This window comes from Methylophaga pinxianii, assembly GCF_020447225.1.
GTDB classification, from domain to species: Bacteria; Pseudomonadota; Gammaproteobacteria; order Nitrosococcales; family Methylophagaceae; genus Methylophaga; species Methylophaga pinxianii.
This window is the reverse complement of sequence record NZ_JAJAEO010000185.1, coordinates 1-15,127: the sequence shown is the minus strand read 5'-3', so window position 1 is coordinate 15,127 and position 15,127 is coordinate 1. Positions and strand designations below refer to the sequence as shown.

Annotated in this window: 14 protein-coding genes; 1 reads left to right on the top strand and 13 read right to left on the bottom strand. The window is 44.5% G+C overall.

The annotated features are described in order from the left end of the window. Window positions 1-124: 124 nt before the first annotated feature. The 13 genes from speB to dapA all read right to left on the bottom strand — a co-directional run bounded on the left by speB (window position 125) and on the right by dapA (window position 14,550). On the bottom strand, window positions 125-1,009 hold the full coding sequence (gene speB / locus LGT40_RS13395) for an agmatinase (protein ID WP_226070717.1): 885 nt from the start codon (window positions 1,007-1,009) through the stop codon (window positions 125-127). Beyond that, window positions 1,006-2,172, bottom strand: coding sequence for a carboxynorspermidine decarboxylase (gene nspC, locus LGT40_RS13390; RefSeq protein ID WP_226070715.1), 1,167 nt, complete (start codon window positions 2,170-2,172; stop codon window positions 1,006-1,008). Before nspC ends, speB begins: the two co-directional genes overlap by 4 nt. 356 nt (window positions 2,173-2,528) lie before the next feature. After that, window positions 2,529-3,728, bottom strand: coding sequence for a saccharopine dehydrogenase family protein (locus tag LGT40_RS13385; protein ID WP_226070713.1), 1,200 nt, complete (start codon window positions 3,726-3,728; stop codon window positions 2,529-2,531). Window positions 3,729-3,750: 22 nt separating this feature from the next. Next, a complete protein-coding gene (gene speA / locus LGT40_RS13380; RefSeq protein ID WP_226070712.1) occupies window positions 3,751-5,700 on the bottom strand; it encodes a biosynthetic arginine decarboxylase in 1,950 nt (649 codons plus the stop codon). A gap of 109 nt (window positions 5,701-5,809) precedes the next feature. After that, window positions 5,810-6,865 carry a succinylglutamate desuccinylase/aspartoacylase family protein gene (locus tag LGT40_RS13375; protein WP_226070711.1) on the bottom strand — a complete coding sequence of 352 codons (1,056 nt, stop codon included), beginning with the start codon at window positions 6,863-6,865 and terminating at the stop codon, window positions 5,810-5,812. Beyond that, entirely contained in the window at window positions 6,865-7,770 is a 906-nt protein-coding gene (gene rimK, locus LGT40_RS13370) for a 30S ribosomal protein S6--L-glutamate ligase (RefSeq protein ID WP_226070710.1), read from the bottom strand. The genes LGT40_RS13375 and rimK overlap by 1 nt, the downstream gene beginning before the upstream one ends. After that, window positions 7,767-8,264 (bottom strand): ATP-dependent zinc protease family protein, encoded by a 498-nt coding sequence (locus LGT40_RS13365; protein ID WP_226070709.1) that lies wholly within the window; start codon window positions 8,262-8,264, stop codon window positions 7,767-7,769. Before LGT40_RS13365 ends, rimK begins: the two co-directional genes overlap by 4 nt. Window positions 8,265-8,415: 151 nt before the next feature. After that, window positions 8,416-8,835, bottom strand: coding sequence for a pilin (locus tag LGT40_RS13360; protein WP_226070708.1), 420 nt, complete (start codon window positions 8,833-8,835; stop codon window positions 8,416-8,418). A gap of 160 nt (window positions 8,836-8,995) precedes the next feature. After that, complete coding sequence (locus LGT40_RS13355) at window positions 8,996-10,702, bottom strand: O-antigen ligase family protein (protein WP_226070707.1); 1,707 nt, start codon at window positions 10,700-10,702, stop codon at window positions 8,996-8,998. Between the two features lie 424 nt (window positions 10,703-11,126). Next, window positions 11,127-11,837 (bottom strand): phosphoribosylaminoimidazolesuccinocarboxamide synthase, encoded by a 711-nt coding sequence (gene purC, locus LGT40_RS13350; protein ID WP_226070706.1) that lies wholly within the window; start codon window positions 11,835-11,837, stop codon window positions 11,127-11,129. Window positions 11,838-11,848: 11 nt separating this feature from the next. Continuing rightward, window positions 11,849-12,616, bottom strand: a complete 768-nt coding sequence (locus LGT40_RS13345) for an MBL fold metallo-hydrolase (RefSeq protein ID WP_226070703.1) — start codon at window positions 12,614-12,616, stop codon at window positions 11,849-11,851. Then, window positions 12,616-13,650, bottom strand: a complete 1,035-nt coding sequence (bamC, locus tag LGT40_RS13340; RefSeq protein WP_226070701.1) for an NlpB/DapX family lipoprotein — start codon at window positions 13,648-13,650, stop codon at window positions 12,616-12,618. The genes LGT40_RS13345 and bamC overlap by 1 nt, the downstream gene beginning before the upstream one ends. A gap of 18 nt (window positions 13,651-13,668) precedes the next feature. Next, window positions 13,669-14,550 carry a 4-hydroxy-tetrahydrodipicolinate synthase gene (dapA, locus tag LGT40_RS13335; protein ID WP_226070824.1) on the bottom strand — a complete coding sequence of 294 codons (882 nt, stop codon included), beginning with the start codon at window positions 14,548-14,550 and terminating at the stop codon, window positions 13,669-13,671. Window positions 14,551-14,667: 117 nt separating this feature from the next. On the opposite strand from dapA, the gene LGT40_RS13330 reads away from it, so the two are divergent. Next, window positions 14,668-15,127, top strand: a 460-nt coding sequence (locus LGT40_RS13330; protein WP_226070699.1) for a peroxiredoxin, incomplete at its 3' end; no start/stop codon positions are given.

Here is a 15,127-nt window from a genome sequence, read left to right as displayed (position 1 = left end):
TTTTCGCAGATTATTTTGTCGGGTTACGCTGCGCTAACCCGACCTACATTTTTTAAATAGTCCAGTGCGGATCGATTTTCTGTTAACTCTGTGCCCTCTGTGTCTCTGGGGTTACTTGCAAAAATCAGCTTTGACGACTACGAGCAGTAATCCCCATCAACTTGTAGGTCAGCATCGACGCCGCGAAGTCATAGGCATGAAAGCCTTCAATCGGCGCAAACTCCATGACATCAAAACCGATAATTTCACGTTGTTTGGCCACCGATTCAAACAGATTTAATGTTTGATACCAACTCAGACCACCCGGCACTGGTGTGCCTGTTGATGGAAATACACTGGGATCCATGCCATCAATATCCACGGTAAAAAATACTTTTTGTGGAAAATTATCGGGTAAATTAATGCTGTTGATATTGTTGGGTACCAGCTCATCGGCATCCTGGTAATACACGCCAAACTCTTTGCGTACCTGCATTTCTTCTTCGCAAAACGCCCTGATACCCAGCTGAAATAACGGAATACCCATATCCACAGCGCGTTTCATTACCGAGGCATGGCTCAAAATATCGCCTTCATAGGCATGACGCAGGTCGGCATGCGCATCAATCTGCACAATACCGAAATCATCAATACCCGCATCCTTCAACCCTTTAATTACCCCATACGTCACCGTATGCTCACCGCCCAATACTACGGGGATACCGCCATTACGGATGATTTCCGCAGTCGCATTAGCAATATTCTCAATGACTTGCTGAGAGCTGACACTACAATCGACTGGCGGGCAAGTATAGATGCCCAAATCACAGGGATTACTTTTGCCATCCCATTTTTCCAGCTGCCATGAAGCATTCAAGATAGTCGATGGTCCTTTTGCTGTGCCGCCACCATAGGAAACCGTTTTTTCGTATGGCACAGGCAAAACATGAAACATCGCTTCTTTAGGATCCGCCTGATCAATCTCAGATCCCAGAAAAATCGGAAATTCTTCGTTTAATTCAGTATTCATGACAATCGCTCTTTAAAATCGCTGTAGCCAAAGTTTTTGACCACACGTAACGCATCGGTTTCGGAATTCCAGATAGCCAGTGACGGTAATTTGGTGCCATTAAACGTCGTAGTTTTCACCATGGTGTAATGGCTCATATCTTCAAATACCAGGCGTTGACCAATTTCCAGTGGCTTATCGAAACTGTAGTCACCAATCACATCGCCGGCCAGACAAGTTAAACCGCCGAGCCGATAAGTATGCGTTTTTTCATTTGGCATGCCGGCACCAGTAATATCTGGTCGATACGGCATTTCCAGAGTATCAGGCATATGGCAGGTAGCAGAAGTATCGAGAATAGCCTGATCCAGATGATTCCAGCTGATATCCAGCACTTCGCAACTCAAAATACCAGTACCAATCGCTACCGCTTCGCCCGGCTCCAGATACACTTCGACCTGATGCCGTTGTTTAAAATCCTGCACTAATTGGATCAAACCATAAATATTGTATCCATCAGCCGTAATATGATGTCCACCACCAAAGTTGACCCACTGCATTTGTGGCAACAGATGACCAAATTTGGCTTCCATTGCTTTTACTGTACGTTGTAATGGTTCAAATCCCTGCTCACATAAAGTATGAAAATGCAGTCCTGAAATGCCATCCAAAGCCGTTTCATCTAATTGGGATAACGGAATTCCCAAGCGTGAACCGGGTGCACACGGATCATAAATCGGCACCGCACCTTCAGAATGTTCGGGATTGATACGCAAACCAAAATGCAGTTCAGGACGCTGCTGCTGCGCAGCCAGGCATTGGTCCCGAAACCGCAGCCATTGGCCGCAGGAATTAAACACAATGTGGTGAGCAAAAGTCAGCAGTTCATCAATATCCTGTTGACTGAAGGCCGCAGCAAATACATGTACTTCCCCACCGTATTCCTCAAAACCAAGCCGCGCTTCATGCAGACCACTGGCACAGGTGCCACTAAGATATTTGGCTGTTAACGGTGCCAAAGACCACATTGAAAAAGCTTTTAAAGCTGCGAGTACTTTAGCGCCACTTGCCGTTTGCACATGATTCAGGATGCGTAGATTACGCTCTACAGCTACCTCGTCCACCACAAAACAGGGCGAAGGCAGTCGAGACAAATCCAGCTTGGTAAAGTCGGTAAATTGCATTATTTTCAAATACCTGAAAATGATAGTTAATTTATATTATTAATACTTATCAACCACAGAGACACAGAGAGCCCAGAGATAAAAATAAATCATCCGCAGATTACGCAGATGGACACAGATTTCTAATTTTAAATGGAATGTAAGTTGGGTTGAGCCTGCGAAACCCAACACCATCAATATTGTTCTGTGCCTTGTTGGGTTTCATAAATTCAACCCAACCTACATGTTCTTAAAAAACGCATGTTGGGTTAGCGTAGCGTAACCCGACAAAAATAATCTGCGAAAATCTGCGTAATCTGCGGATAAAAAAACTCTGTGCCCTCTGTGTCTCTGTGGTTAATTTTTATGGCAAATGATCAATCGTCGAGATTGAAATTATCCAGTTCCATCACTTGCCAAGGCAGTCCGTATTTATTCATATCTTCCATAAACGGATCTGGGTCAAACTGTTCGATATTCCACACACCCGGTTTCTTCCATTTCCCTTCCAGCATCATTTTGGCGCCGATCATGGCTGGTACACCGGTAGTATAGGAAATTGCCTGCGACTGTACTTCTGCGTAGCAATCCTGATGATCTTTAATCTGATACAGATAAACGATTTTCTGCTTACCGTCTTTAACACCTTTCACGACACAACCGATGCAGGTTTTGCCTTTGGTGCGAGGACCAAGGGTTGAAGGGTCAGGTAACAAGGCTTTAAGGAACTGAATCGGCACAATCTGTTGTCCGTTGTAGTCGATTGGATCAATTCCCGTCATGCCTACATTGCCCAGCACTTCCAGGTGTTTCAAATAGCTGTCACCAAAACTCATCCAGAATTGAGCACGTTTCAAGGTCGGGAAATTTACGACCAGTGATTCGAGCTCTTCGTGGTACATACGATAGATATTGTAGTTACCGACTCCTTCAGGACAGGTAAAACTGGCTTTTTTCGACATGGCTGGCGTTGTGACAAACTTGCCATCTTCCCAATGACGGCACTCTGCAGTGACTTCACGGATATTAATTTCCGGATTAAAGTTGGTGGCAAACGGATAACCGTGATCGCCGCCATTAACGTCAATAATATCCAGCTCATGGATTTCATCAAAATAATGTTTGGCGAGATACGCAGTAAAAACATTTGTCGCACCTGGATCAAACCCGCTGCCCAGCAAAGCCATTAAACCAGCTTTTTCGAATTTTTCGCGGTAAGCCCACTGCCAGCTATATTCAAACTTGGCGGTATCCAGCGGTTCGTAGTTGGCTGTATCCAGATAATCCACACCAGCAGCCAGGCATGCGTCCATAATATGCAAATCCTGATATGGCAATGCCACATTAATCACCAGATCCGGTTTTTCCTTTTCCAGTAACGCCGCCAACTCCGGCACATTGTCCGCATCCACTTGAGCAGTGCGAATAGGACGGTCAAGCTGTGCGGCGATAGCTTTGCATTTATCTTCATTACGACTGGCCAAAATAATTTCCGAAAAAATTTCCGGTAACTGGGCACATTTATGAGTAACGACGCCGCCAACACCACCGGCGCCAATAATGATCACTTTTGACATAGCTGGGTCCTTAAACCTGAGATTATCTTTCAAAGAAGGTATAGCCATTCATGCTGTCGCTGAAGGCACGTAACATTTGTTGACGCATGGGCACAGAAATTTTGCCGTCTCGCACCGCTTGTTCTGCCAGTTTGCGGAATTGTTCCTGCATCACTTTCGGATCGTATTCCACATAACTGAGAACATCTGCGATGCTGTCGCCATGGAATTCGCGGACGAAGTTAAAGCTGCCATCTTCACTGATATGCACACTGACCACGTTGGTATCACCAAACAGATTATGCAAATCACCTAAGGTTTCCTGATAAGCACCGACCAGGAATACGCTTAAATAATATTCTTCGCCTTCTTTAAGCGGGTGAAGAGGTAAGGTTTTACTAATACCATCTTCATACGAGAACGAATCGATTTTGCCGTCACAATCACAGGTCATATCAGCGATCACAGCGGAACGTGTCGGTTTTTCGTTTAACCGATGGATGGGCATGATTGGAAAGATCTGATCAATGGCCCAGATATCTGGCAAGGATTGAAACAGACTGAAATTGCCATAATAAATATCAGACAATAATTCTGGCAGGCTCTCTAACTCAGCAGAAACACGCCGTGCCTGAGGCAATAATTCGGAGATCTTCTCCAGAATCGCTAATGAAACATTTTCGGCCAGTGCACGTTCGCGTAATGTCGCTTGCCCGTGATGGAATAACTCTCTTAATTCATCACGGTAATAAATCGCATCGTTGTAACATTCCTGCAGGTTTTGCACCGTAACGTTGCCCAGCACGGCATAAAGATTGAACAACATATCGTGACTGTCTTCAGGGGCTTGGTCAGGTATCGCACCAGGCTTATGGTCACGTACCTCTAGTACATTAAAGAGCAGCATCGAGGAATAAGCGATTAATGCACGTCCTGATTCAGTAATGAGTACTGGATGGGCAATATCCAACGGATCCAGACATTCCTGCAAAGCTTCAATAATGTTGTAGCAGTATTCATCCAGACCATAGTTCATACTGTGCGTGCTATTCGAGTGAGCACCTTCATAGTCAACCGCTAAACCGCCACCCAGGTCCATATAGCCCATCGGTGCGCCTTCTTCGATAAGACCGGTATAGAAACGGCAGGCTTCCATTACACCACTACGAATATTACGGATATTGGGGATTTGTGAACCTAAATGGCTGTGCAGTAACTGCAGACAATGCAACATATCGGCTTTTTTGAGTTGCTCTACGACTTCCAGCAAAGCATTCGTCGACAAGCCGAAGATTGAACGATCACCACTGTCACCATTCCAGTGTCCTTCAACGGTTGATGCGAGTCGAATACGCATACCAATCAGTGGTTCAATTCCTAACGCTTTGCTACGCTCCAGAATAGTGGTTAATTCCGTGGCGGTTTCCAGCACAAAGAAACACTTGATACCCATTTGACGGGCATATAAACCCAATTCGATAAATTCTTCGTCTTTATAGCCATTACAGATAATCAAACTGTCATGATCACGTAACTGAGAGATCGCAATGATTAATTCGGCTTTACTACCGGCTTCCAGACCATGGTGATAGCGACGACCATAATCGGCTATTTCTTCAATTACATGGCATTGCTGGTTGACCTTGATAGGAAACACGCCGCGGTAATGATTTTGATAACCAGCCGTTTCAATCGCGCGGGCAAAGGCTTCATTCAATTGGGTAATGCGTAAATCCAGCAGATTCTCAATGCGTAAAACAGCCGGCATATCCAAGCCACGCTCTTTCATGCCGTTCACGATATCAATCAGTGGAACATGAACTGTCTTTTCACCAAACTGCAAACTGACGACAGCATTGCCATCTGCGGAAATATCAAAATAATCCGCCCCCCAATCACGCACACCATAAAGCTTGCTGCTCTGTTGCGCACTCCATTCTTCTGTCGCAACTGGCGGTGTGTTGATATCAAGGTTGGCTTGGGTTTGTGTCATCAGTATGACCCCCTTTGGCTTCAGTTAAATCGCGGGATTGTCACTATTTTAAGGATAAATTGCAAAAATATTATGACAGCATCAAGTCTATCTGACCGCAAAGAGCGAGTTAGATAATCGGTCGCTCTTCCGGTGCACTGGTGTCGGTAGAAGGATCCAGATTGGTATTGAAGGCTTCGACGCTATCAGCGACCTCATCCGGACGATTAAATCGCGCAATATGAAACAACGCCTCACCTTCATTAACCAGGGGAATATTGGTTCGGCCAATGATAACGCCGCTGCAAATTGCGACAACTTTGGTTTCGGATTTTTCATCACCATAAGGTGCCGCAACCATGCCAAGTGTGTCGCCTTTTGTTACTTGTGCGCCCATCGGCACCAGCATTCTGAAAATTCCGCTTTGTGGCGCTCTGACCCAACTACTCGAGCGTGCCACAAAGGGTTCGACGGGCTTCAAATGTTTGGTACGTGACTCGGTCAACATACCCAGCTTACGCATAACGGCTAATACGCCTCTGACACCAGCACGAATCGCCAGTTCATTAAAGCGTAAAGCTTCACCCGCTTCATAGACAATAACCGGAACATTAACCTGCTGACAGGCATGGCGCAATGAACCTTCAATTAATCCTGAATTCAAAATGACAGGTGCATTAAATGACCTTGCCATCTCTTCAACCACAGGGTTATCCAGTGCAGCACGAATTTGCGGAAGATTATCGCGATGAATAGCCGCAGTGTGTAAATCCACGCCGTGCGTGCATTTGTTAACCACCTCACTCATAAACAAATTCGCTAATCGTGCAGCTAATGACCCCTCTTCAGATCCGGGGAAACAACGGTTTAAATCCCGCCTGTCGGGTAAATAACGTGTCTGGTTAATAAAACCATAAACATTCACAACCGGTATGGTAATTAATGTACCTTTGAGGCCTTTTAAGCGTTTACTTCTGACTAAGCGGCGAATAATTTCCACGCCGACAATTTCATCACCATGCACCGCACCAGATACAAATAAAACCGGCCCCTCACGTCTACCACGCATCACCTGTACCGGCATACTTAACGAGGTATGCATGTACAAATCAGGTAATGCCACATCAACTACTTTATTTTCACCCGGAGCAATGCTCTGCCCGGCAATAATCAGTTCATCTGCCATTAACCTCGGCCTTTGGTTTTAGTGGTTCCGGAAACAGAATTTTTTTCAATAAAATCGATAATCAAACTGGCAATATCTTTACCAGTAGCAGCTTCAATACCTTCCAGCCCTGGCGATGAATTTACTTCCATTACCACGGGACCGTGATTCGAACGCAACAAATCCACACCACAGACATTAAGCCCCATGGTTTTAGCAGCACGCACAGCAGTAGCACGTTCAGCCGGTGTAATACGAATAAGGTTTGCCGTACCACCACGATGTAAATTAGAACGGAATTCACCCTCTTTACCCTGGCGCTTCATGGCGGCAACCACTTTTTCACCCACCACAAAACAACGGATGTCCGCGCCACCGGCTTCTTTGATAAATTCCTGCACCAGAATATTGGCTTTCATGCCCATAAAGGCTTCAATAACACTCTCGGCAGCACCTGAGGTTTCAGCCAATACCACGCCAATGCCCTGCGTACCTTCAAGTAATTTAATGACTAATGGTGCACCACCCACCATTTTGATTAAATCATCTACATCATCCGGGCGATGCGCAAAACCGGTGACCGGCAACCCAATGCCTCGGCGTGACAATAATTGCAAGGCACGAAGTTTGTCACGTGAACGACTGATAGCGACGGATTCATTCAGCGGATATACGTTCATCATCTCAAACTGACGTAAAACTGCTGTACCGTAAAAGGTCACTGAAGCCCCAATGCGCGGAATAACAGCGTCATAACCGGTCAGGTTTTGGCCTTTGTAATGCACTTCCGGCTTCATTGAGGTGATATTCATATAGCAGCGCAACACATCCAACACATCAACCTCATGTCCTCGTGCTTCCGCCGCCTCGACTAATCGACGAGTCGAATACAGCTTCGAATTACGGGACAAAATGGCTATTTTCATGCAGATTCTCCATCAAGCACTTCGTCTTTGGGTGCTTGAATTGTGTTGGTTGGTGAAGGGCTGGCTTGATACGACAATGCCGGATTAACCAATATATTACCAGTCGTCATGGCAGTGCGTCCCAGTAACATTCGAAACAGCATGGTGTCGCGATTAGTCAGGGTAATTTCGATGGGCCATGTGTGACCACCTACGCTTAGTGGCGTTTGAATCACGTAACGTTTTTCGGTGTGTCCGCCAGAGTCTGTTACGTTGCGTTCATCCTTAACCGGCGCTTCACACCAGATTTCGGTTTCGGTGTCACTCTGGTTCGGATGTACCCCAAATCTTACCCAAAGCTCGCCGTTCTTTTCAATCGGCTCAACCGAAAAGGCATGAATCGCCGATGTTCTGGCACCGGTATCCACCTTGGCTTTGATTCTATCTATACCCAACTCCGGCAAGCTCAACCACTCTCGCCAACCAACGGTAATTTTTTGTGGATCATTATCCATGGGATTCCCCAATTAAGAATTTATGGGGCAATTGAAAGCAATTTAGGTGCGGCTGTCAAAAGAGATTTTATAGTGAATATTTTAAGCTCAGAAACAAAATAGCCCCAGTTCGGGGCTATTTGTGAAACATTAAATATTATGTTTGTAAATATCAGCAGAGGGTCTGATCACTGCACACAGCAGTCCAAGTAATGGCTCCAGAAGCGTTGCTAACAGGAGTCAAAGTATAAGTTTCGCCATTAAGTCCACCGGTATTAGCTGCAGCAGCCTGAATCACCCCAGCATCAGATGTGGTTACAGATGCCACCCGTGAACTAGGATTGGTAAGATCTACCGGAACTCCGTTACTGCCAGCTCCACAACCAGTAATAGCCTGCCCTGCCGTAATGTTGGTTTGAGCACAAATTTCTACTGCGATTTTAGGTGCTGACGTGGCAAGTATCACCTCACTGAAATTCGCTTTCTTAGTGTACTGTTGATAAGCAGGCAAAGCGATTGCCGCCAAAATACCGATGATCGCGATAACGATCATCAGTTCGATTAATGTAAAACCTTGTTGTATTTTTTTCATCTTTCAATCTCCATAAGTAGACGACAAGCTTTGTGGTCAGAATCAGTAGAGCACTCTCCATGCCAATATATTATTATCATTAAAATCATCAATTTAAAAAAAACATGTGCTTCATCAACTTTAAAAAACGTCAAGTAACGTCAATTAGTGACAATTTTTGTCAGTTTATGGCAGAACAATCTTGTTGAAGATTCTGTAAAACTTTATTTGCTGGGTAATACTGCAGACTTTTACCAATTGTCTGACATCGCTTTTCAGTTTGTTCCAAAGCAAAATAACCATTAATAATATCTTCAAAGACTTTCAACTCAGGTTTTTTAACCAACTCTGATTCAAACCAATTCACCACCTGAACTAATTTGTCAGCGTCATTTCTTCCGATTGCATCATGTAAATGAGTTCGCATAACGATTTGCTCTGCATAGGTTTTGTAATACAAATTATTTAACGCGCTATCCAATTGAGGCGCTTGCTGCGATTGTTTTATAAATTGATATAACTGTTGTTGAGCTTGTGATGTTTGCCATAAAAAAAGCAAAGTTACGATAAGCAGAATAACCAGCAAACCACGAAGTGATTTTTTTGCCATTAAGCTGATGGAATTTTGTCTAACAACTAACTGATGATTAAGTAATACAAAAAGCAACGTTAACCAAATAAACCAGTGTAATGATGAAATATAAAAAGGGTGCTCTACCTGTGTATGAAAGGTAATCGGTAGTAATAATGCCAAATAGGCTAATAGCCTTTGTTGCCTTTGTTTAATTACAAACCAAAGTACACTGATTACAGCAATTACAATCCCTCCCAATGCCAGCAAGCCCCCTTCAATTGCCCACTGCAAAAGCTCATTATGGGGATGTGCAATATAATTCGGCATTTCTGCGGTTGGATGTTGTTTATAAAATTCTGATGAAGACAAGCCAAACTGCTCAAGGAAACTGCCGATGCCATGGCCTCTTATTGGGGCTTCAGAGAAGGCATCAAAAGAAATGCGATAAATGCTTAAACGCTGGTCTGAATATTGCGCCTCTACAATCTTGTAAGTTTTATCCAGCGTTTTATGTATACCTTCTTTAGCTAGCCAGCTTGCCACTAGGATCAATATCAAAACTGAAATAATCGTTTTCCAATTTTTTCTCACTTGATTTCGATAACCAATCAGCAGCATCAATAAACCGAATATTCCGGATAGAAGTCCAATCCTTGAGCCCGTTGATACCATCACATAAGTAGCCACAGTGATAGTCAGCAATAAAAAAACTTTTAGATTAGGTCGCTTATAGGAAATTGGTCGTAGACAAAGATAAATACAAATCAATATGCCAGTCACCAAAAAACTGGCCATAACATTCACTTGCTGGAAAACTCCAGTAGCTATTTGCGTGTTGGTTTTCGGAATCCAGTCCAGTATTAGCGGCTGAAAAAGTTGAACTAAACCAAAGAGACCATGAAGTAATGTCGCAACTGAGAGCAAAAGTAAAATTCTGTCAGTATTTTTGAGTCGAAACTGAAATAAACCGAAGAGAAAAATCACTCCTGCCATCACATACACAATACGAAACAGCCAAGTAATCGGGTCATGCACACCTGCTAATGCTGCGGCCAACAGAATACCAACAGGTAATGCCAAAAGACCTTTGTAATTTGGCGGGAGAATCAGCTTATCCTGTCCACAGAAATACCAGGCTGAATAAGCAATAACTACTGTCGCTGCTGCCCAGACGGTGATATTAAATGGCAGATCAAAACCGGTACCTCCAAGACTGGAGGCGAGATAAAAGGGAGAGATCAGGAAGAGTAATGCCAGTAACCATTCAATCGGTTGTTGTGGCAATAAAGGATATTTCGAGAGAGTACGCGACATTATCTTCCCTGTTCTGGCGAATAAACAGAAGGGATTATGTCGGTTGGTTGATGCAGTGGCAAGGCGGGTTGGATAGAAACAACGACTATTTCATGTCCATTGTATTTATCTGCGGATTACACAGATGGGCGCAGATTAGAAGAATTTAACCACAGAGACACGGAGGACACAGAGATTAATAATAGTGTTTGTTGGTTCATCGTAGTGAAACCCGACATAAACGGTGTGTTGGGCTTCGCAAGCTCAGCGCTAACCTACGTTTTTTTTGAATTCACCACTTCATAATTTGTGACAAGAGGTTAAGTCAATGTTACAACGCTAATAATCTGCGTCCATCTGCGTAATCTGCGGATAAATTCTTTCAAAGCCTCTGTGCCCTCTGTGTCTCTGTGGTTGACTCTTTAATACCGCAATGTGAGGATGACTAGAGAGGCACACCAATCCGCAGGGCGACTTCTTCGTAGGCTTCAATCACTCCACCTAGGCCCTGACGGAAGCGGTCTTTGTCCAGTTTCTTACGGGTTTCAGCATCCCATAAACGGCAGCCGTCCGGGCTGAATTCGTCCCCGAGATAGATTTCACCTTTAAACACACCAAATTCCAGTTTGTAATCCACCAGAATCATTCCGGCCTCGGCAAACAACTTTTTCAGCACCTGATTGACTTCAAAGGTTAGTGCTTTCATACGCTGAACTTGCTCATCAGTGGCCCAGCCAAAGGTAGCGATGTGGTATTCATTCACCATTGGATCATGCAGGGCATCATTTTTCAGGAAAAACTCAAATACCGGTGGATTAAGCTCCATGCCATCTTCGACACCCAAACGACGCACCAGACTGCCGGAAGCGACATTACGCACTACGCACTCAACCGGGATCATTTTCATGTTTTTAACTAATGCTTCATTGGCACTAAGCAGCTTTTCAAAATGCGTTGGAATACCCGCTTTGCCCAGTTGCTCCATAATAAAAGCATTGAACTTATTATTTATTTCACCCTTGCGACTCAATTGCTCGATGCGTTCGCCGTCAAATGCGGATGTGTCATCGCGAAAACTGAGAACGACATAATCCTCATCATCAGTCGCATAGACGCTTTTGGCTTTACCGGCATAAAGTTGCTGTAATTTTTGCATGGTGTTTTCTCTTAAGCTTTTTTAAGTTCGCGCCAGTCAAATCCGGCATCTTGTTCAGCAATGCCAATCCAGTCTGGTGTGCAATTCAAGGCATCAGCAAACAACGGTTTCACTAACGCCGGGGAGTTATTCTTTTCGCTGATATGCATGGCAACGATGTGCTGCAAACGCGAGGTGTCAATTTTCGCAAGTAATTCGGCAGATTGCACGTTATTTAAATGTCCGAAACGACCACCTACCCGATGCTTTAAATATTCAGGATATTCACCCTGATCAAGCATCGCCATATCATGATTAGCTTCAAGCATGAGTCCATCACATAACGTCAAAGCAGATTCAATTACCGGCGTAACAAAGCCTACATCGGTAAGAATGCCTAAACGAAAATTGCCGTTATGAAATACAAATTGGCTGGGCTCACGCGCATCATGTGGAACCGGAAATGGTGAGACTTCAATATCGTTAACCATAAACGTCTCATGGCAACTGAATTCGTGGATATGCGGCATCACTTCAATAGGTAAACATGCTGCTGTACCCGGAGTGGCATAAACCGGAATATTGAATTTCTGCGAAAGTACTCTGACGCCGCCAATATGATCGGCATGTTCATGGGTCACCAGAATAGCGGTCAAATCAGATGACGTTAGCCCAATACGCCGCAAACGTTTTTCAGTTTCACGAGCAGAAAAACCACAATCCACCAGAATTGTGGTTTTTCCCTGTGAAATCAGTGTTGCATTGCCCCGGCTACCACTGCCAAGTGATGCAAAACGCATTATTGAGTCAATTGTTCCTGGATCAACCCCAACAGCCGTTTTGCGGTCTCTGAAGAGGTGCGAACCTGTTCAGAGTCCAATACGGTGATACGGGTATCAGAAGCATCTGAAATCAGTTTGATGTAGTAGTACTCTTCTGGTGCGACTTCGTCATCATCTTTCCAGAACGCCATGCGGCCAAAGAAGCCACGTTCTTCTTTTTCTGCTTGGTTAAACGGATCCAGATAACGCACATAGTAAGTACCACGTGTGCGATCGCGGTCTTCAACCGCAAAACCGCGGCTATCCAATACACGACCTACGCGATCCCAAACGGTGGTAAATTCTTGCTCAACCAATAAAGCTTGTTGACCTTCTGCCTCATCGAGCAGAATGACTCGTGCTTCGGTTTGTTGTGCTGCAGAAGTTGGCAAACTGGCTTGAGCGCGTTCTTTATCCTGCTGATATAAGCCGCCCAGATATTCTGCCAATTGACGCAGCATCGCTTCATCTTTTTGATTGTTACGGTTGGTGTCATCAGTACCATTCACATAAACACGGGCAGAACGATTTACATCGCCACGTTCCATACGAACACGATAGGCATAACCATCAACATCCGGTTGCGTATCCATCAGACCAATGCGCTGATCTTTACGATGGATATTCATATTGATATCCGCCCAAAACGCTTCAATACGCTGCCATGTTTCATCACGATCGCCTGGCACAACCAGATGACGATCAGCGCCTTCACCGGATAAGGCAGGTTTGGACTCGGGTGTGATGTTATAGCGAGCGGCTAATGGGTTTGTGCCCGCTTCTTCATATTCAGAATAGGTTGCTGTGCTTTGCTCATTGCCGGCAATTTGATCGTTAATTCGTGAAGTACTCAAATCAGGTGGTATATCCAGCGGAGGCATAGTTTCCGCTTTGCGATATTTTTGGGTATTGTCAGGAGCGACCTCATCCAGTGATGGCATTATTCCACAACCTGAAACGCTTACAGCGACCAAAACACCACAGGCTTTCAACTTAAAACGATTTGTGTTCATTTAATTACATTCACTCACTTATGGATTCAAAACACCGGCGGTCACCAGTGCCTCACGAACCGGTTGATGAAATTGTTCAGACAAAACAGTCATTGGTAAACGTATCCCTTCCGGAATCAGCCCCATTTCGTGGAGGGCCCATTTCACTGGAATAGGGTTGGATTCAGAGAATAATCTTTGATGCAGCAAAGATAACTTGTCATTAATCTCACGGGCAGTCTCAGCATCGCCATTCAACGCTGACTTACACATTTGACTCATTAATGCTGGTGCGACATTGGCGGTTACTGAAATAACCCCACGGCCACCGGCCAAAATAAAATCAACGGTATTGGCATCTTCACCGGTGTAAAGTTCGAAATTATCGTCACACAAATCTTGAATTAACTTAACTCTACGAACATCACCGGTGGCTTCTTTAATACCGATAATATTGTCAATTTTGGCAAGACGACCTACCGTTTCGGGTAATAAATCACAGGCTGTGCGGCTGGGAACGTTATACAGAATTTGCGGAATATCAACGGCTTCGGCAATCGCTTTAAAATGCAGATAGAGACCTTCTTGTGTTGGTCTATTGTAATAAGGTGTTACGAGCAAAACTGCAGCAACACCTAATTGTTTGGCGTAAAGAGAAAGTTCAATAGCTTCTTCAGTGGAGTTGGCCCCTGTTCCAGCAATGACCGGAATACGCCCTGCTGCCTGCTCAACCACCTGACGAATCACATCAGTATGTTCATCAATGCTTAACGTGGCAGACTCACCTGTAGTACCCACTGCGACGATCGCACTGGTGCCATTCTGAATATGGAAATCAACGAGCTTGCGCAGGCTTTCACCGTCTAACGAGCCATCCGCCCGCATGGGTGTTACCAGAGCTACCATACTGCCGCTGAACATATTCATCAGACTCCGCGAAAATAAACTGGCATGGTACTTTGCCAGCCAGTAGATGACAAGACCGGACTGCTTTGGGTAAGGTACTGCCAACAAAACTTTTACTAATGGAGACGTTTAATGAGCACTGTTGAGTTACAACAAACCGTACCGGATTTTGAATTGCCGGCAACTGGCGACAAAACAATTCGGTTATCTGAACTGCGTGGCAAAAATGTACTGATCTATTTTTATCCCAAAGACAATACACCAGGCTGCACTTTGGAAGGTCAGAACTTTCGCGACCATATTGATACTTTTAACCAACACAATACGGTGATATTCGGTGTATCTAAAGACAGTCTGCGTGCTCATGAAAACTTTAAGGAAAAGCAGCAATTCCCGTTTGATTTGCTATCTGATTCGGATGAGATGGTTTGTAATTTATTTGGCGTGATGCAAATGAAGAAAAACTACGGCCGTGAGTATATGGGCATTGTTCGTGACCTTTCCCCCGAATTTAGAGCCATGACATTGATGAGATTTCCAATAAACTATGGGAGTTGGAGATCTCAAAATGAAAAAACGCTACAGCGAAGAA